Below are 18,339 nucleotides of genomic sequence, written 5' to 3' on the forward strand. Positions count from 1 at the left end.
ATGGCGGCGCTCAAACACCACCTCGGCTCTCTGATTCTCGCGCTGGCCGGCGCCACCTTGATAGCCGGCTGCGGCTCCGACAGCGGCGAGGCCACCACACCCAACGTCAACCCCGGCAACGGCGGCGGCAACCCGGGCAACAGCTACGACGGCCCGGCCCCGCAAACCGAAGACATCCAGCTCTACAAGCTGCACATCTGGGACAACCTGGCGGTGGAAGAGCGCTGCGGCGCCTGCCACGGCACCGGCGGCCAGTTGCCGAGTTTTGTCCGCGCCGACGACATCAACCAGGCCTATAGTGCGGGCGCACCTCTGGTGGACTTGGGCACACCCCAGTTATCCACCCTGGTGACCAAAGTCGCCGGTGGCCACAACTGCTGGCTGGCCAGCGCCACCGCTTGCGCCGACATTATCGAGGGCTATATCACCAGCTGGGCCAGCAGCACCGGCTCGCTCACCAACGAGATTGTGCTTCTGCCGCCCGAGGACAGAGAGGTGGGCGAGAGCAAGAACTTCACCGCCGACCCGGGCGCCTTTACCAGCACCGTCTACCCGCTGCTGTCACAGTACTGCAGCGCCTGCCACGCCGAAGACGCCCCTTTGCAGCAGCAACCCTACATCGGCAGCGACGATGTGCAGGTTTCCTACGAGGCGGCGCGCAGCCGCATCCGCCTGGACAGCGCCGCCGACTCGCGGCTGGTGCAGCGCCTGGGGCTCGAGAGCCACAACTGCTGGAGCGGCAGCTGCGCCTCGGACGCGGCCACCATGGCAGCCGCCATTGAAGCCTTTGTCGAGAGCCTGCCGGTCACTCAGGTGGACCCTGACCTGGTCATCAGCAAGGCCCTGCAACTGGGCGACGGCATCATCGCCAGCTCCGGCGGGCGGGTTGAGAGCAATGTAATTGCCAAGTACGAGTTTAAAACCGGCCAGGGCAGCGTCGCCTACGACACCAGCGGCGTGGAGCCGGCCGCTGACCTGAGCATCAGCGGCGAGGTGGACTGGATGTCTAGCTGGGGCCTACGCATCGTCGACGGCAAGGCCCAGGCTTCCACCGCCAGCAGCCGCAAGTTGTTCGACCTGATTACCGCCACCGGCGAGTACACTATTGAGGCCTGGGTGATTCCCGATAACGTCACCCAGGAAGAGGCGCGCATCGTCAGCTACTCCGGCAGCACCCAGGTGCGCAACTTCACCCTGGGCCAGACGCTCTACAACTACGACTTCTTTCACAGAAGCTCCACCACCGATGGCAACGGCATGCCCGCGCTCTCCACGGCCGACGCCGACGAGCGCCTGCAGGCCAGCCTGCAGCACGCAGTGATCACCTTTGACCCCATTAACGGCCGGCGCATTTACGTCAACGGCGAATACACCGGCGATGTGGATGAAACCGAACCCGGCAACCTCAACGAATGGGATTCCAGCTACGCGCTGGTGGTGGGTAACGAGGTCTCCTCCGACCGCCTGTGGCGCGGCAGCCTGCGCTTTTTGGCCATCCACAACCGCGCCCTGCCGCCGGAGGCCATCGCCGCCAACTACGAGGTGGGCGTGGGGCAAAAGTACTTCCTGCTGTTTAACATCAGCCAGCACATCGGCCTGAGCCAGGCCTACATCGTCTTTCAGGTACAGCAGTTTGACGACTTCAGCTACCTGTTCAGCGAGCCTTTCTTTGCCAGCCTCGGCGATGAAGCCATACCCACGGTTCCGCTGGAGGGCATCCGCATCGGCATCAACGGCCGCGAGGCCATCGTCGGCCAGGTGTTCGCCGCGCTCGACACCGAAATTGCCGCCACCGACTACGCCGAGGGCAAGCAGGATCTCTCGCGCCAGGGCGCCGTGATCGGCCTGGAACAGGGCGCCGAGCTGGACACCTTTTTCCTCACCTTTGACCGGCTCGGCGAGCACGAGTTTGTGCGGGTAGAGGCTGAGCCGCCCGCGCCCCAGCCACCGGCGGACATTGCCGATCAGCCCGAAATCGGCATCAAGACCTTTGCCGAAATCGACGCCTCCCTCGCGGCCATGACCGGCGTCAGCCGCGCCACTGAAAGCGTACGGGCCACCTACCAAAAAGTGGAACAGCAGCTGCCTGTGGTGGCGCAAATGGAAGGGTTTTTGGCCGCGCAGCAGATGGGCATTACCCAGCTGGCGGTGGCCTACTGCAATGCGCTGGTGGACAACACCACCCTGCGCTCGCAGTTTTTCACAGGCTTTAACTTCAGCGCCGCCCCCAGCAGTGCCTTTGGCGGCGCCGGGCGAGCGCAGATCATCGACCCATTGCTCGGCGCGCTGGTCGCCGGTGAAGTAGAGGGCAGCGCCCTCGACAACCAACCGGCACCGGCACTGGTGCGCGCCGAACTCAACGGCCTGATCGACACCATGACCGCCTGCGGCGGCAACTGCGAAGCCGGCCGCACCGCCACCACCGTCAAAGCCACCTGCGCCGCCGCCATGGGCAGCGCGATTATGCTTGTTCATTAGGATCAAACCGGAGCCAACCCATGCGTAAAAGCAAACACCCCCTGCATCCGGATGCGCCCCTTAAGCTGACCGACCACGGCCGGCCGGTGACGCGGCGCGATTTGATCTGCCAGGGCTTTCAAAAGGGCACGGCGGCGGTTCTGGGCGGCAGTGTGTTCAGCCTGTTTGCCAATCCGCGCTCAGCCGAGGCGGCGCTCTCGTCGGACTTGGCCGCCATGCGCGAGGCCTGCGGCATTGCTACCCAGGGTGCGGGCAAGATTCCGTTTATCTGTTTTGATTTGGCAGGCGGCGCCAATATCGCCGGCTCCAATGTGCTGGTGGGCGGCCCGGGCGGGCAAATGGATTTTCTGTCCACCGCCGGTTACAGCAAACAGGGCCTGCCGGGGGACATGACGCCCCAGAGCGGGCAGGGCACCTTTATCAATCAGGATCTGGGCCTCGCCTTTCACTCCGACAGCCAGATGCTGCGCGGGATTTTAGAGCGCATTGGCGCCGATCGCGCCGCCAGCATCAACGGAGCGGTGATTCCCGCCCGCTCGGAAAACGACACGGGCAACAACCCCCACAACCCCATGTACGGCATTAACCGGGTGGGCGCCAACGGCTCGCTGCTGGCGCTGATCGGCTCGCGCGCCAGCGACTCGGGCGGCAACTCCCTGGCCCCGAGCATGCTCTTCAACCCCGAGGTGCGCCCCACCAAGGTGGACCGCCCCAGCGATGTCTCTGGCCTTGTGGATGTAGGCGATCTGGTGGGCTTGCTCAGCCAGTCGGACACGGTTGCGGTGATGGAATCCATGTACCGCATCAGCAACGCCAAACTGGGCGCGGTAAACACCGGCAGCGCCCGCGATGCGGTACTAAAAGACCTGATGCGCTGCGGCTATGTGAAGAGCGCGGACCTGGCCGACCGCTTCGGCAACCCCGCCGCCATTGATCCTGTGGCCGACCCGGACATTGTCGGCCCCGCCGGTATTTTCAGCTTTGACGAATTCGACTCCGACGGCGAGTTCCGCAAGGCCGCCTCGGTAATGAAACTGGTGGTGAACGGCTACGCCGGCGCCGGCACCATTACCATGGGCGGTTACGACTATCACACCGGCGACCGCTCCACCGGCGAGATTCGCGACCTGCGCGCCGGGCGCTGCATTGGCGCCTGCCTGGAATACGCCGCCCGCGTGGGCGTGCCGATTATGGTGTATGTGTTTTCCGACGGCTCGGTCTTCTCCAACGGTATGCTGGACAACTCCGCCGAAGGTCGCGGCAAAGGCGTCTGGACCGGCGATAACCAGCAAACCGCCGCCAGCTTCTTTTTGGTCTACAACCCCAATGGTCGCCCGGGTATTGTCGGCGGCTCATTGGAAGAGCAGGCCATTCACCAGCAGCTGGGTTATATGCGCTCCAGCGGCGATGTCGAAACCGCCTCCAGCCCGGCCGCCAATAACGTAAATTTGCTGGTGGAAACGCTGGTGCTCAATTACATGGCGCTGCACGGTGAGCAGAATTTGTTTCCGACGCTGTTTCCCCAGCATGGGTTGGGCAATGCGAGTTTGATGGATCGGCTGACGGCGATGATGCCGATTTGTGATGGGGTGATTGGGAATCCGGTTTAGGTTTTTGCCTGCCGGCGGCGGATTGCGTCTTTGACGCTTTTGATTCGTCTTTCAGCGGTAGGGAAAGGGTTTCGCCCTTACGGGCGAGTTACTTCTGTCACGCTACAGAAGTAACCAAGAGAGCGCCCCCAGAGATCCCGGCCTTCGGCTTCCCTCGCTCCGGTCTATTTTAGAGGGCCGTATCGACAGGCCCTCCCTGGCCTGACGATACTTGCGCAAACGTCCTGTTTGCTTACCCACTAAAATAGACCTCCACTCGGCTGGATCTATGGGGATTAAAGAGTAGTGCTTTGTAGCACAACTAAGGTCCAGATTGAATTAAGTAAACTGTCCCCAGAATTCTCCAGAATTCCTATATTTTTTCATAAGCCATAAAGCTGTGCTCCGACCCTTACAACTTTAGGTTTTTAAGTATCTAACTATCAATTGAGAACTTATAAGCACCATAATCACCTGTTACTCCGGTAATACGCAGGGTATAAGTTCCCGTCATTGGGGCTGTGTAACTCAACGTATAATCTTTTCTTCCTGTATATACGGTATCGTCTTCTATAATGCTCCCGTCGGGAGCAATAAACTCAACTTCAACCCGAATTCCTAAATTTTGTTTTTTGCTCAGTAAACGAAAGGCTGAGTTTCCAGCAACTTCGATCTTATATTCCGCATAAGTATCTTCGGACAAAAAACCCTTTACTGTGTCCCCCCGCCCTAAGACATTGGCTTCACCGAGCAATTGTTCAGGCGTCGCTATTGTTTCCCACTGAAAATTATATGTACCATAATCACCGGTCACACCCGTAATACGAAGAGTATACTCGCCCTCTGATGCCGCACCGTAACCCAATGAATAATCTTTATCGCCAGTGTACAGCGTGTCATCCTTTATCACTTTTCCATTGGGCGCTATAAATTCCACCCCAACCCGAAGTCCTTGGCTTTGTTTTTTACTTTTCAAACGAAAAGCCGTATTTCCTTTGACTATAACCGCATACTCAGCATAAGTATCTTCAGATACAAATCCATTAACAACATCTCCATGGCCTAAGACATTGGCTTCGCCGAGCAGTTGTTCAGGCGTCGCTATTATTTCCCACTGAAAATTATATGTACCATAATCACCGGTTACACCCGTAATACGAAGGGTATACTCACCCTCTGATACCGAACCATAACCCAATGAATAATCTTTATCGCCAGTGTACAGGGTGTCATCCTTTATCACTTTTCCATTGGGCGCTATAAATTCCACCTCCACCCGAAGCCCTTGGTTTTGCTTTTTACTTTTCAAACGAAAGGCCGTGTTTCCTGTGGCTACAACCGTATATTCGGCATAAGTATCTTCAGATAAAAATCCATTAACAGTATCGCCATGCCCTAAGATATTGACTTCACCGAGCAATTGTTCAGGCGTCGCTATTGTTTCCCACTGAAAATCATATGTCCCATAATCACCGGTCACACCCGTAATACGAAGAGTATACTCGCCCTCTGATGCCGCACCGTAACCCAATGAATAATCTTTATCGCCAGTGTACAGGGTGTCGTCCTTTATCACTTTTCCATTAGGCGCTATGAACTCCACCTCCACCCTAAGCCCTTGGTTTTGTTTTTTGCTTCGTAGACGAAAAGCTGTATTTCCCGTTACAATAATGGGTATGCTTTTTTCTTGACCCTCAGTTATTTCTCCTTCAAAAGTATTTGTATCATTATTTTTCATTTGGATTTTATTTTTTGAAATCTTACGTTTCTCTTCACTAAACGCATTTGGGTCGCCTGAAGCTTCAATATGCTTTTCTATTTCCGACGAATATCCATCCATAACCGATTTTGTTATATCGGATATTGAATCCATCCTTAAAACTCGCCCAACACCATCAGAGACCGACACCAACATTCCAAGTGGGTAACTTCCAATGTATACGATACTGCCACTCATCCCCTGAATTATTTCTTTGCTAGAGTCAGAAAGAGCCACATCGAAGTATGTGTGAAGATCTTTATTTACGATTCTTAGGTCAAACTCAGTTAAGGACCCGCTTTTCTTGCGAAAGCTCAAGGTGGCTTCTTGGCTTGCTGAAAGCAGTGTATTAACTCTCTTACCACCATCTTTCCACGATGAGTCCCGACACATTTTTGTGTAGTCGCTCGGCAGCAATATAAGCGCCAAGTCTTGAGGGTAAGAAGTTAAAAAACTTCCGTTAACATCACGCTCGTGTGGAGAGCTTACATAAATACCATCTGCATTCTCGACAACATGCTTAGGTGTGTAGACAAAGCAGTTTCCTCCTACCTCTCTAAGAATTCCTCTTCCTGATTGAAAGTCAGTTTCAATAACAACATCTGTCGCTTGGGCAAAGGAGATAAAAGTAAAAAAAAATAGAGCAATCCCTAAGTTCTTTATAAGTTCCACGTGATCATGCCATTTACTCATTTCTTAAATCCTTTTTCTATTCTGCCAAATTAATTACTTTCAACCGCAGTAAGAACGTTATTATCACGCCGAAAAATTGAGCAAGTAAAAACAACGCAGATAGACTAATTGCAAGCTCATTATCATCAGATAGCCTATTTAAAAAACTAATTTTGATATTTCTAGCGGCAGATCGATAACTTTGTGCAAATACCTCGCCCCCCTCAACTACAACCACTCCCTCTAGGCCGCTTTCATCTTTGGTGGCTCTCAGGATTCCTCTCGCTGGGCGATCTTGCCCCGACATGGTCACCAAGTCTCCTCTTTGGAGGTCAATTGGGGTATGCTGAAACTCTGACTCGGTCAATATGGACCTTTCTTGTATTACTACGTGACCAGATAACAATAACGGAAAGTATGCATCGCTAGCATCTGAGACATTGCGCCCTATTTTTATATCGCCATAAAGATTCATTGTAAAGACGGAATTCGTTTCATTCAGAGACAGTACAAACGACGTACATACCCCTAACGGAGAATCATTTAGTTTTCCTCCTGATTTGGAGAAATTCTCTCCCTGTACGTCAATTCGTATATCTGACGATCCAAATCTAGTTATACTGACGGTCGAACCTGGGTCGAACACCAGTACGCTTTCACTTTCTGCCCATTCTGAAAATGAATCCCCACAATGTTCTGATAACTTGTAAGCTTTCAACAGAACTCCCGACGCATTATTATTAGACGGATAATAGGTATAGCTTTCTGACTCGACTAAAATTGAGTACTTAGCGTCTTCGCTTACTTTTCCAACTACTGCCATTATGAAAAGTACAGTGAACGCTGCCATGACAGAAATAAAGAATATGATGAGAATAATTGTAGATTTATGTAAGCGATCAAGCTCCAAGTATCTGATAGCGGTTTTCAGTTTTTTCTTCATTATGGAAGCCAGATTATATATTTTTTGTTACGACCTGTACTCATAACAATTAGATTATCTCCGGAAGCTAAAGCATCAATTATTTTACACCGTTTGTTAAAAGCGACTCTTGCTTCGGACTCGACACCTTCACAAAAGACACTACCAGACGTAGCTGTGTATTTAGCTATCGGTGCCGCACTATTGACATATAGGCTACCTTTCAACTCTTTGAGTTGAGGTTTCCCCCATGAAGAGGGTATGACTCGGTGATATCTTTTTCTTTTGTTTCTAGAATCTTCAACTTCATCGTAAGCATATACAACTAGTTCGTTCTTATTGTATTTCTTCAATGACTCCTGATACTTTGAGGGGACAGTCAATTTTTGCCATTGAGCACCATTTCCGGTGAACGTCACTTCCATTTCAGCACTGTAAACTCCGTCAATTGAACGAATTTGTAGATGAAGCGTTTCTATTCCCTCCGGACGAGCCAGATAAAGATCCTCAAGTTTGGGATTGCTGGACTGCCCTTCAAATTGATAGCCAATAAGTATGCCGCCAGACACCTCCACCTGTTCCGATAGGCTTTCATGAAACCCTTGGATTTGGTAGTCCTGACCAAATGCTGGAATCCAGCATCCACCCGTCAGAGTAATAAATAGCATCACGCTAAAGAATTTTTTTCTTTTCATTTTCAATTGCTTAGTTGTTTGGATAAGCTGCCCATTACGATATTTTGGGTCGTCGGGATCAGATACCCTCTTGAAATATAGATTGCCCTGCCCCAGACCCTTTCGACATAAATTTAATAGTTGACCAGTATTGGCGCACTTGATTGAGATCTTCAGAAGGGAAGGAAAAAGAGTTACCGCTTGTACGCGGGTCGGCCCCGTTATTATCTAACCTTCCTGACTGGTTCAATCTGACTCCTCTAAGCTTGCTTCTGGCAAGCGGGCTGTACCGCTGATAAGCCTTACTCGCTATGTGACTTACTGTGCCACGGCGAGACGAGGTTGGCAACCGGCAGGGGCATTTCTCTGTCGGCTATTTCAGTAGACCTGTTGCCAACGTACGGAAGACCTTTATTTCTATGGGTAGGGCATCGCTGACGGCGACCCAAAGTGCTGCATTTAGCGTAGCGCCGTTAGTAGCCCTGCCTCCAGGCCCCCAAAGTCTGTCCCGGAGATACCGAAGGCGCTTACCAATACTTTGGTAGCCGTCGGGAGGTATGAAAAACGCGAAGTATCTCAATGCGGTTTAGTCTCGGCCTCACTCGGTAGGGGATGACGTAGCGTGTGCCGGGTACGACTAGCTCGCGGGTGCCGTAAATACGCCCTGGGTTACCCATTGCTGGGTTGGCTGGCAATAAATTAACGGCATCAAAAACTCGCTGTACAACGAGCCTGGCTGCTGCCGGATTATCCTTTGCAATATATTCGGCTTCGTCATTGAGGTTCTGAAGTGCTTTGTGAAGCCACTTAACCTGCATTTACATCCCACTTAGCAAACGTCTTACTTACCTCCTGGTCATTAGCGAAGTCGCCATTATCAGCCTCTTTAACTGCCTCTTTGATCTCTTGAATTTGCCATTCATTTAGCTCGATGAAATCGCGAAGAGCTTCAGCTGCAAGAAAGGATTTAGAGCGGTGGGTGGCCGCCGCGAGCTGGTCTAGTCGCTGCTTTAACTCTGGCTCTAGGCGGATAGTCATAGTGGTAGACATGGCAATACCTTATCAAGTGTACATTGTGTACACTTTAGCACATCTGATTTTCGCAAGGGGCTTTTGTCGGAAGCGCTTGGGTCGTATCTGGAAGGCGATATTGTTGTCGGCACCGCCCTGCTTCGCGATTACCTCAACGGGACTCGGGTTTTTGCTGAAGTCGCCGAGGCGCTGGGTATGCAGGAGGCGGGGCTTCGCCGTATGATTAGCCCCAGCCGCTAAGAATTTTTTCGACTGTTTAAAGTCTGTCAGGGCCGGGAGGGCATTCGTTCTGCGAATGGGTTTTTGCGGTCCGTGGTTTAGTCGCCGATTTGTGATGGGGTGATTGGGAATCCGGTGTGATTTTCGCCGCCCGGCGGGTTATTTCGCCTAAAGGCGAGTAACTTTTTAACGGTAAAAAGTTACCAAAAACCGTCCCCCCGAGACCCAGCCCTTCGGGTCCCCTCGCTACAGTCGATTTTAGGGGGCCGTCTCGACAGGCCTTCCCTGGCCTGACGAGACTTGCGCAAACCTCCTGTTTGCTTACCCCCTAAAATAGACTTCCGCTCGGCTGGTTCTAAGGGGATTTACAAGCGGTGCTTTGTCGCCAGCCCATTGAATTAAGTAACATTACATCAACTTACTTCAAAGCTGCCGGAGATCTGCAGCGCTATTTCGCCACTAGGTTATAAACCTCCAGCTCAGGCCATTGATGTCTTAACGCCCGCGACGATAGTACACCCCTAGTGCCGCCATAATACTCGCCAGTAAAAGCAAGCCAGGCATACTGAACACTGGCAGAGGCGCTACCCGCGACGGAACGCTCGCGGAGCAAGTCACTGAAACGGACGTTACGGCCCCACCCGAAACAGTGCCATTGCCTCCACTCACGCTACAGCTTTGGCCAACGGGCTGCGATAGCACGGTCACGTCGTAAGATGCTCCGACGGGAAGTGGGGTCGAGAAGGCAAAAGGGCCGTCTGCGAGAACAACAAGATCATCGGCCCCATTGTTCTGCAAAGTGACACTGCCTGAAAGACCGGACACAGTGCCGCCAACCGTTGCTGTTGAGGTATAGGTAATACAGTAGGTTGAAAAAGTGTTGATGCAAGCGCTGGGAGAGGAGACATCGAGATAGGAAATACTAGTGGAGTTTCCATCACCGCGGGTGGCTAAATTCATGCCTGTCGCTGTCCAGCCTACACAGCTGTTGGCCGTGACGGCACCATCGTTCGATGAGGCCGTCCAGACTAACGTTGGTGTTCCCACACTATTATCCAGATTGGTGACGCCAGTGTTTAGCAGTGCCTGGAAGTCAGAAGCGATCTGGGTAACGCCATCGGAGCGGAGAATCGGCTCAGCGGTTGGTATCGAATAGTTGGTGGCCATATCCCGAATTTCATCAGCGCCGTCCACACTAATGAATGCACGTGTTGTGCTACCTGCTACAGTGGGCTTATTACTATCCGTATCACAATGCGTGTCAAGTGCAGCTCTACCGCCAATGGAACCGTCAATTGTATCCGAACTTACCCAGAGCCGCACATCCGCATAAGAACTACAAGAAAAAGAAGCTATGGAAAAGAAAGCAACGGCAATAATTTTGTTTTTCATTCTTTTATTTTCCCCAAGTTATTTTTAATCTTCAGGATTCTATGTGTCACCCAGTTCCTTTGCAAGCTTCCGCTAGCTTGCGATCACCCAGGGGTCGAGGTCTTGCACTGTGAATTCGGTGTAAGGTAATGGCCTGCGAGCGGCGGTTTTCGCCTTTGATTCACCTTTGACGGGTTAGGGTGTGTGGCACTAAGTTACCCTCTCCCAAGCTACCCATTGTATGGTTCTTTTTTGTCATTCGCCCTCTGTCGCGCTACAGAAGTCACCAAGAGAGCGTGCCCTAGACCCAGCCCCTACGGTCGCTAAGCGTCCGGCCAGCAAGCACAGCTTGCTTCCGCTCGGCTGGCTCTAAGGGGATTCAAGAGCGGTGCTTTGTAGCCAGTTCAGGATCTTATCCCGTACCCCCCCAGTTTTAGAAAACTATTCCAGAACGTGTTAGGCTTAAGCGCAAAAATAGCCTGGAGCTTTCATGTCTGAAGACCCTTTAAAAATCTTATCCGACCAAATCACCGAGGCTCATACAAAAATTCAACACGCCCATCAGCACATTAATCCGGTGGTGGCGGTGCGTCGTGGCTTGCGTGATACTGGTATTCCCGCCGATGTGATGACGGTCGACTGCTTGCGCACACGCAAGCGCATTATGATGATTCTGCATGATAAAGAGCCAGGCACGCTGCTCTATCAGTTTGGCAGCCTGGATATAGAGGCCAGCGACGAGTTTCAGCGGAAGGCTTTGTCTGAGGTAAATGTTGATTTACTGTTTGGCTGGATGGGGGATTATTTTTCCGACAAGCCCTTGGCGTATAAAAATTAAATGTAAGTGGGCGCCTTTCTGGTTGCCGCAAGAGCTTGCGGGAGACCTTAAATTCACAACTCAAGACTTGACCCCTATGCTCTTTGGCTTAAATTAAGTAAACTGTTCTCTTGGGGCTCTCTTTTCCTATTTAATCATCATTAAACTGTAAGTTACTTTCTTCCCAAGAATACGTTAAGTGCGAATTCGGAAATAGATATAGAGTTACAGTTACCGACCTTGAACTACCGCCGACTTTTAACGACATATTGTTGTCTTTAGCTTTCTCCATCACAGGAGTTAAATTATCCTGAATATCAGATATAGAAACTTTTCTATCAAAATAATTTTCAAATGAAATTTTTCTGTTTTTGCTCATATAAGAATTCCTAAACCTTAGCTTTAAAGATTTCTCTCCATAGTTGGACTGGCAAGAAATATAACTACTAGGACCGAACTCTGATAGAACTACAATAATTGAATTAATAATCGAATATACTTGTGAATGCTTTAAATCCAGAGGCGGCAAAGCCATAATAGACTCCCCAACTCCCAACTTAACTCCTGCACTGTTAATTTGAATATCATTAAGTATATTTGAAATTCTTACTGAATCTTTTTTTCTTTTTTTATAATAAACCGTTCTCTTGGCATTCATGAAATCCATTGTTTCATCAATAGATTTCTTCTCAATATCTAATCCTAAGTACTGCTCTGAATATTTTAAAAAATTTGCCGTATCGTACATATAAAAGTTTTGAAGGCTTTCGCAACACGTATACACCTCGTTAAGAAGCTCTCGCCTTGGCCCTAACGTTTTTCCTTTAGATTTTCTCCACCAATCATCCTTCAGATCACTGGTTATAAATAGGAAATTGGTTATCTCATCTTGATTTATTTTTCTAAGTATTTCTTTCCAGACTACTAAATCTCCATATTTTCTAAGGTATTCTATTTTTCCTATAGAATAAACTCCTGATTTATCACTATCTTTATAGCCTGGCGGAACTCTATTCTCGTATCTTATTTTCCCTTCAAAATATATTTCATCAATTTCTTCCTTCGAAAATCCATCACCTATTTTATCGTAAAATATGTCAATAATATTTTTCTTTATTTGATCTTCATCATTGACATCTGGCTGCAATTTATCCAGCCTATTTAGCTCTTCAAGGAATTTATTAAGAGAGTGCTTACCCTTATCAGTATCTTCTTTAATTAAAAATTTATCTGGATTAATCAGAGAATGTCTTTTCTTTAGCTGCAATTTATTTAGTTCTTGCGCAAGCCTTTCAAATACATCATCGTATTCTTCCAAAGATTTCTCAATTTGTTCTCTTACCTTAGAAAATTTTTGTTTTTGATCCCCTATTTCGTCTACTCTATTATTTAGAAATTCAATAAAAACCTGATTTGGAATCCAAATCCTATTTTTTATCTCTTTACTCTTTAGTATCTTTATTAGCGCATCTTTCGATTTTTGTGGAAGTCGATAAAAATCCAGTAGCACATTTGCATCAAATACGAAGGTCGCATTTTTCCATATTTCTTGAAAATCTAACTCAGAAGAATCTCTATGTATCTTTAGTAAAGTTTCAAGCATTTATACTCCCCAACGTCTTCTAAAAAGACTTCTTCTACGAGAAAAGCCCACGGACTTCAAAGTAAAGAAAATCAACAATATAACTTAGGAATTGAAAAGTAGTGTTATATAAAGAATACATCACCTGTGTCAGGCCTTGAATTTTGATTCAACCGAACGCTGGGCTTTTAAACGATAAACCTGATGGTTATCCAACCAGTTACTGGTATCACTAGATTAATGCATTCAGAAAGGAAGGGAAAAGAAGTAACGCGGCTATCCGGGTGGGCCCCTTATTTATCTTACCTTCCAACCTGGCTCAATCTGGGTATCGCGACTGTTGGTGTGCTGCGCCACCGCTGCTGGGGGCGAAACCTGCGATATCCCTACGCGCTATGTGGTTTACTGTGCCACGAGATTGCGAGGTTGGCAACTGGAATTTACCCGGCGTTTTGCTATGAAATTGGGCTGTGCCGATATGGGTAGTGTGTGCCTGCATGTTTAGCTGACACCGGCTATTCTGAGGCGGGCGTGGCCCTTTAAGTCTGTGTTCAGGCGGCGCCGGGGAATGGCGGGCCGCAGGGGGTAGCCGGTTTTTGTCATTGGGTGGGCATTGTGTGGCTGATTTGGGTAGACTGACGCAGGAATTTGCATTGGCCCAGTGCCTGATCTTTTACCTTTTACGACAGCTACGCCATGTCTGACTCGCCTACGGTATCCGTTATCATCGCCGCTTATAATCGCCCGAGGGTGATGAGCATTGCGATCAAAAGCGTTCTGAACTCAGACTTTCAGGACTTTGAGTTGATCATTGTCGGGGATGGCTGCAATCAGGAGACGGAGGACGCGGTCCGCGCGTTTACCGATTCTCGCATTGTCTTTTACAATTTGCCCGAGAACACCGGCCACCAGTCGGCCCCGCATAATAAAGGGGTGGAAATGGCGCGTGGCGAGTTTATCCTCTTTCTCAATCAGGATGATCTGTATTTTCCGGACCATATCTCTAACCGAGTGGCCTTTATGCGCGAAACCCGGGCGGATATCTCTTGGTCGCCCATTTTGCTGCTGCAGCGCACCGCCGCAAACCACGGCCCGGTCAACGCCCACCGAGACCGCATCGTGGTCGATGGCGCGGTTCACAACAACACGTTTGATCCGAATGTGTTTGTCATTTCGTCCTGCTGGGCGATGCGCCGCGAGGTGTGTGTAGACGTCGGGCCCTGGCTGCCGATTAAGCAGACCCGGCTCTCTCCGTCGCAGGAGTGGATGTTCCGCGCCTGGAAGCAGGGCCGCGATATCCGCTACCACCGCGAGGCCTCAGTCTTGTGCATTCACTCCGGGGTGCGGCCCTACAGCTATATCCACAACGGCTCGATAGAACATGAGCGCGCCTGGGAGTGGGTGTCCGCGGGGCCGCAGGCGCGAGTCCGCGTTTTGAATGCGGCACTGGTGGAAATGGCGGGGCGCGAGTATCACTGGCGAGACAGCCTGACGCGTGTGCAAAAGCCCTTTTCGTCCTTCGTGCGGCGCATGGCAAAAAGGCTAGGAAAACACCCGGATACGTTTCAGCGCATGCTCGCCGGGCTCGGCAAGGGCGCCTGGGTGAATGGCCACACCAAGCTTACCCGGGGCACGCCGCCGGTATTGAAACCCGGCGAACCGGTTCCGTTTACCGCAAGCGCGGCGGAAAAGCATGTAGGGCTTGGCTGGCATGCGTTTGAGAGCGCCGGCGCCTGGAGCGAGCTTGAAACCGCCGAGTTGTTTTTCTCCACCGAGCAAGACGCGCAAACGCTTGTCCTTTCGGGGTACCCGTTCAGAGGTGACGATACCGTAGTCTTTACGCTGGATTCCGATTCGGTACACGAGGTCCGCTTTAGCGGTAAGGCCCAGGATGTGACGATGTTGATCCCCCAAAAAGGTCAGCACCTTTTGACCATCTCGACCGTCCACCCAACATCCCCCGCCGCCCTTGGCCAGTCGGACGACACCAGGATGCTGTCTTTCTGGTTGTCATCCTTCAAAATTGAAAACACGCCGGTGCCCGCAAAATCTGGCTGATAAATCAGCGAAAGATGACAAGCGGTGACGATTTAGTACCAATGAGAAAATACGTGTGATACACACACTGACAGATACCTGAGGAGTGGCTTAGGATGCAGAAAGTTTCAAAAGACATCATCAAAATTGCAGGGCGGTGATGTACAAAAATACATCCTGTCTTTGAGCTAGCCCCTATTCATACCCGCCGATCTCACTCAAGCACCAACCCTTAATCCGTGCCCCCCATCTAGCCACGTCGTAGTACACGGCAAGATTGGGGGGATGCCATAACCTACAGCCTCTCGCTGTTCACCTTAGTAAAAGCTGTAGTCCAGTTTGATATAGGCGGTTTGCGGTGCGCCCCAGACGGCGTAGCCCCAGTCGTCGCCGCCGGTGTTTTGGTAGGTGAAGTACTCTTCATCCAGCAGATTTTTGACCGCACCGGTGACTTTCCAGGCGCCGGATCGCCAGGAGACCTGAGCATTGGCGATGCCGTAGGCGTCTTGCTTGGACCAGGGGTCGTTTTCCAGTTGCAGTTCGTGATCACCGACCCAGGTGTAGTCGGCCTGAAAGGTCCAGCTGTTGAGGTAGTAGCGGGCCACCATGTTGGCGGAAACACCGGGAGCGGAGGGCATTTCATTGCCGTCTATGGCGATCTCCTGGCCGCCCACGTTGGTGACCAGGTCAGAGTCAATTTCAGTATCCAGCAGCCCCAGGCCGGTGATCACTTCAAAGTTATCGGTGATCAGGTAGGTTAGCTCGGCTTCCAGGCCCCGACCGTTTACGTCGCCCAGGTTGGCGATGTCCGAAGAGCCCGTGGAGGAGTCCCACAGCTGCGCCTGAAAGTCTTCCAACTCGTAGGCAAACACCGCCAGGTTAAGCCGGGCGCGGCCGCCGGCCAAGGTGGCTTTGTAGCCTGCCTCGAGGCTGGTCATGGTTTCTTTTTCCACCGGGCCAAACGCGCGCACACTACTGACGTAAGAGCCATTAAACCCGCCGGATTTTAAACCGCGGGATAGGCTGGCGTAGTACAGAGTGTCGTTGTCGGGTGTGTAGTTCAGCCCCAGCCGGCCACTGAAGCCTTCTTCGTCAATGGTGTCATTGAAATACTGGTCGCCAGAGTAACTGGGTTCGCCGCGATTGCTCAGCTCGGCTTGCTTTTCTTCCCAAGTGTAGCGGGCGCCCACGGTGAGCTTCAGGGTGTTGGTGAGGTGCTTGCCGATCTGGCCAAACACGGCGTAGGACTCGGTGTCCTGATCCATGTATTCGTTGTGCCAATAACCGCCGAAGGTAGGGGCATCGCTGGTGGTCGGAGCTTGCGTAATTAGGTCGCGCTCGTCTTTAAAATAGTAAAGGCCGGACACCCAGTCCATGCTCTGGGTTGCGCCGCTGATGCGAAACTCCTGGCTGAACTGCTCGGTATCGGCCTTGTACTGCTCGTCATACCAGATAACAGCGGTTGCATCAAAATCGTCCTCCAGCAGCTTGTCCATTTGTTCCAGTGCGGTGATGGAGGTAATGTCGAACTTGTCGGTCTGAATTACCAGCTTGGCAGAGGCACCAAAGGTTTCAATTTCGGTCTTGAGCCCGTCGGCAGCGCCTGATGAGACATGCTTTGGCCCCCAGCCGCCGGCCTCTTCACGGCCTGTGCCGGCACCTTCAATGCTGCTGATGCACTCACCGTTCTGAATTCTTGCAGGCGAACAAAAGCTCGAGGTATTGGCCGGGTCCAGATAACCCATATGGACAAAGCCCACAGTCTGCTGGTCGGCCTCGCTGCCGTGTACGTCCAGCAGTAAGTTGGCTCTGTCGGACAAATCAATAGACAGCTTGCCGCGATAGCCCAGGGTATCGGTGGTGCCTAAATCGCGGCCGTCCACGCCGTTGGTCTGCCAACCATCGCTGTCGTTTTTCTTGACCGCAAAGCGGCCGCGCACGCTGTCGGTCAAAGGGCCGCTGACCGCACCTTCAAAAATGCGCTGGTTGTAGGTGCCGAGCTGCACGCTGGCGTCGGCCTCAAAGGATTCCGTCGGGTTGTTGGTAATGTGATGCACCAAACCCGCCGAGGTGTTGCGACCAAACAGCGTACCCTGGGGGCCGCGCAGCACTTCAACACGCTGGACGTCAAACAGCTGCATGCCCGAGCCCGAGGGGTTGCCCCGGTACACCTCATCCACATACAGGCCCACAGGAGCCTCCCAGGTGTCGGCAAAGTTGGATAAACCAATACCGCGCAGCGTCAGCGACGGGCTGGATGCTTCACCAAAGATGGCAAAGTAATTCATGTTAGGCACTTGCTGAGTGATCTCAATGCCCGCTTCAACGCCCATGTTTTCCAGATCTTCACCGCTGAAGGCCGATATCGCAATGGCGACATCCTGCGCGCTTTCTTCGCGCTTTTGCGCGGTGACCATGACCTCTTCAATGGCTTTGCGCGGTTTTCTCTGTTTCTTTTTAGTGTCTTGTTGTGCCAAAGCAACAGGCGCCGCGACAGAGCTTGCAATGGCCACGGAAATAGCGACGACGAGCGACTTGGATGGATGATTGCGCTTGGTTTTTAAGGTTTGCATAGTGTTTCCTTTTTATCCAACGTATCCAGCTTGCATTGAGTGAACGCCGGGCAATTCAAGCGCGATGAATCTGCCTAAACACCGGGTTCGATTGACATGCCAGCAGACCCTCCCAATCTGTTGGCAAATCGCCCTGAATCGGGCGGACTTGTGCGCAAACCCAAGCATGAGTTTGCATGAGCTCTCGCTCATTGCGGTACCTCCTGTCGCCGCGAATTTATTCGGTCAATGACATTGCCGACTTACTTGCTTTACTGCTTTTTCAGATTAAAGGGCATTGCCGAGCGCCGACCGATACAACCGGGCCCTGTTCGGAACAATTCGCCTGTACTCTGAAAACGCTGCAGACGCAGTGGTGCCCTATAAGGCATATTCCACGCCAATGGTTATCTGAATAACACCCGTTCTGGTTATTCCTTGCTACTATTTTAGGCGGGTGCTTTGACGCACACCTTTTTGTAGGCACCGCTCCTCTTTGTGAGCGCAATGAGCGGCGCCAAGCGCTTGTTCTTTCTGGCGCTAAAGCAACGTACGAATACGCTGAGGCGAAAGTGGCTTCATATGTCTCGCACGATATTTTGAATAATGGCGCTTCGCTTTGGGGCAGAGCCTTC

General features: G+C 51.5%; 13 protein-coding genes. 5 read left to right on the top strand and 8 right to left on the bottom strand.

Annotated features, from left to right (window positions below):
- Complete coding sequence (locus QWI16_RS05325) at positions 1 to 2,478, top strand: LamG domain-containing protein (RefSeq protein WP_302711716.1); 2,478 nt, start codon at positions 1 to 3, stop codon at positions 2,476 to 2,478.
- Between the two features lie 20 nt (positions 2,479 to 2,498).
- Entirely contained in the window at positions 2,499 to 4,088 is a 1,590-nt protein-coding gene (locus QWI16_RS05330; RefSeq protein WP_302711717.1) for a general secretion pathway protein GspF, read from the top strand.
- A gap of 415 nt (positions 4,089 to 4,503) precedes the next feature.
- Here the strand turns inward: QWI16_RS05330 and QWI16_RS05335 are convergent, their stop codons facing one another.
- From QWI16_RS05335 to QWI16_RS05355, 5 genes are all read right to left on the bottom strand, one after another.
- Positions 4,504 to 6,519 (bottom strand): hypothetical protein, encoded by a 2,016-nt coding sequence (locus tag QWI16_RS05335; RefSeq protein ID WP_302711718.1) that lies wholly within the window; start codon positions 6,517 to 6,519, stop codon positions 4,504 to 4,506.
- Positions 6,520 to 6,535: 16 nt separating this feature from the next.
- Positions 6,536 to 7,441, bottom strand: a complete 906-nt coding sequence (locus QWI16_RS05340; protein WP_302711719.1) for a hypothetical protein — start codon at positions 7,439 to 7,441, stop codon at positions 6,536 to 6,538.
- Positions 7,441 to 8,115 (bottom strand): hypothetical protein, encoded by a 675-nt coding sequence (locus QWI16_RS05345; protein ID WP_302711720.1) that lies wholly within the window; start codon positions 8,113 to 8,115, stop codon positions 7,441 to 7,443. Before QWI16_RS05345 ends, QWI16_RS05340 begins: the two co-directional genes overlap by 1 nt.
- Positions 8,116 to 8,621: 506 nt before the next feature.
- The gene (locus QWI16_RS05350) at positions 8,622 to 8,912 is read right to left on the bottom strand and encodes a type II toxin-antitoxin system RelE/ParE family toxin (RefSeq protein ID WP_302711721.1); all 291 of its coding nucleotides are present in this window, start codon (positions 8,910 to 8,912) and stop codon (positions 8,622 to 8,624) included.
- The gene (locus QWI16_RS05355) at positions 8,902 to 9,144 is read right to left on the bottom strand and encodes a CopG family ribbon-helix-helix protein (protein WP_302711722.1); all 243 of its coding nucleotides are present in this window, start codon (positions 9,142 to 9,144) and stop codon (positions 8,902 to 8,904) included. Before QWI16_RS05355 ends, QWI16_RS05350 begins: the two co-directional genes overlap by 11 nt.
- Before the next feature lie 63 nt (positions 9,145 to 9,207).
- Between QWI16_RS05355 and QWI16_RS05360 the strand changes: the two genes are divergently transcribed.
- The gene (locus QWI16_RS05360; protein WP_302711723.1) at positions 9,208 to 9,366 is read left to right on the top strand and encodes a hypothetical protein; all 159 of its coding nucleotides are present in this window, start codon (positions 9,208 to 9,210) and stop codon (positions 9,364 to 9,366) included.
- A 474-nt stretch (positions 9,367 to 9,840) separates the two neighbouring features.
- Here QWI16_RS05360 and QWI16_RS05365 read toward each other — a convergent pair whose 3' ends face one another.
- Positions 9,841 to 10,737, bottom strand: coding sequence for a hypothetical protein (locus QWI16_RS05365; protein WP_302711724.1), 897 nt, complete (start codon positions 10,735 to 10,737; stop codon positions 9,841 to 9,843).
- 469 nt (positions 10,738 to 11,206) lie between these two features.
- Between QWI16_RS05365 and QWI16_RS05370 the strand changes: the two genes are divergently transcribed.
- A complete protein-coding gene (locus QWI16_RS05370; RefSeq protein WP_302711725.1) occupies positions 11,207 to 11,554 on the top strand; it encodes a hypothetical protein in 348 nt (115 codons plus the stop codon).
- A gap of 130 nt (positions 11,555 to 11,684) precedes the next feature.
- On the opposite strand, the gene QWI16_RS05375 is transcribed toward QWI16_RS05370, so the two are convergent.
- A complete protein-coding gene (locus QWI16_RS05375; protein WP_302711726.1) occupies positions 11,685 to 13,136 on the bottom strand; it encodes a PIN-like domain-containing protein in 1,452 nt (483 codons plus the stop codon).
- Between the two features lie 675 nt (positions 13,137 to 13,811).
- Here QWI16_RS05375 and QWI16_RS05380 point away from each other — a divergent pair.
- A complete protein-coding gene (locus tag QWI16_RS05380) occupies positions 13,812 to 15,173 on the top strand; it encodes a glycosyltransferase family 2 protein (RefSeq protein WP_302711727.1) in 1,362 nt (453 codons plus the stop codon).
- 296 nt (positions 15,174 to 15,469) lie between these two features.
- Here the strand turns inward: QWI16_RS05380 and QWI16_RS05385 are convergent, their stop codons facing one another.
- The gene (locus QWI16_RS05385; protein WP_302711728.1) at positions 15,470 to 17,725 is read right to left on the bottom strand and encodes a TonB-dependent receptor; all 2,256 of its coding nucleotides are present in this window, start codon (positions 17,723 to 17,725) and stop codon (positions 15,470 to 15,472) included.
- Between the last annotated feature and the right edge of the window lie 614 nt (positions 17,726 to 18,339).

Origin of the sequence: Gilvimarinus algae (genome assembly GCF_030518215.1) — a bacterium.
GTDB classification, from domain to species: domain Bacteria; phylum Pseudomonadota; class Gammaproteobacteria; order Pseudomonadales; family Cellvibrionaceae; genus Gilvimarinus; species Gilvimarinus algae.

Coding starts and splice junctions, on each gene's coding strand:
- QWI16_RS05325 (WP_302711716.1), top strand. CDS start 1: ATGGCGGCGCTCAAACACCACCTCGGCTCTCTGATTCTCGCGCTGGCC.
- QWI16_RS05330 (WP_302711717.1), top strand. CDS start 2,499: ATGCGTAAAAGCAAACACCCCCTGCATCCGGATGCGCCCCTTAAGCTG.
- QWI16_RS05335 (WP_302711718.1), bottom strand. CDS start 6,519: ATGAGTAAATGGCATGATCACGTGGAACTTATAAAGAACTTAGGGATT.
- QWI16_RS05340 (WP_302711719.1), bottom strand. CDS start 7,441: ATGAAGAAAAAACTGAAAACCGCTATCAGATACTTGGAGCTTGATCGC.
- QWI16_RS05345 (WP_302711720.1), bottom strand. CDS start 8,115: ATGAAAAGAAAAAAATTCTTTAGCGTGATGCTATTTATTACTCTGACG.
- QWI16_RS05350 (WP_302711721.1), bottom strand. CDS start 8,912: ATGCAGGTTAAGTGGCTTCACAAAGCACTTCAGAACCTCAATGACGAA.
- QWI16_RS05355 (WP_302711722.1), bottom strand. CDS start 9,144: ATGTCTACCACTATGACTATCCGCCTAGAGCCAGAGTTAAAGCAGCGA.
- QWI16_RS05365 (WP_302711724.1), bottom strand. CDS start 10,737: ATGAAAAACAAAATTATTGCCGTTGCTTTCTTTTCCATAGCTTCTTTT.
- QWI16_RS05370 (WP_302711725.1), top strand. CDS start 11,207: ATGTCTGAAGACCCTTTAAAAATCTTATCCGACCAAATCACCGAGGCT.
- QWI16_RS05375 (WP_302711726.1), bottom strand. CDS start 13,136: ATGCTTGAAACTTTACTAAAGATACATAGAGATTCTTCTGAGTTAGAT.
- QWI16_RS05380 (WP_302711727.1), top strand. CDS start 13,812: ATGTCTGACTCGCCTACGGTATCCGTTATCATCGCCGCTTATAATCGC.
- QWI16_RS05385 (WP_302711728.1), bottom strand. CDS start 17,725: ATGCAAACCTTAAAAACCAAGCGCAATCATCCATCCAAGTCGCTCGTC.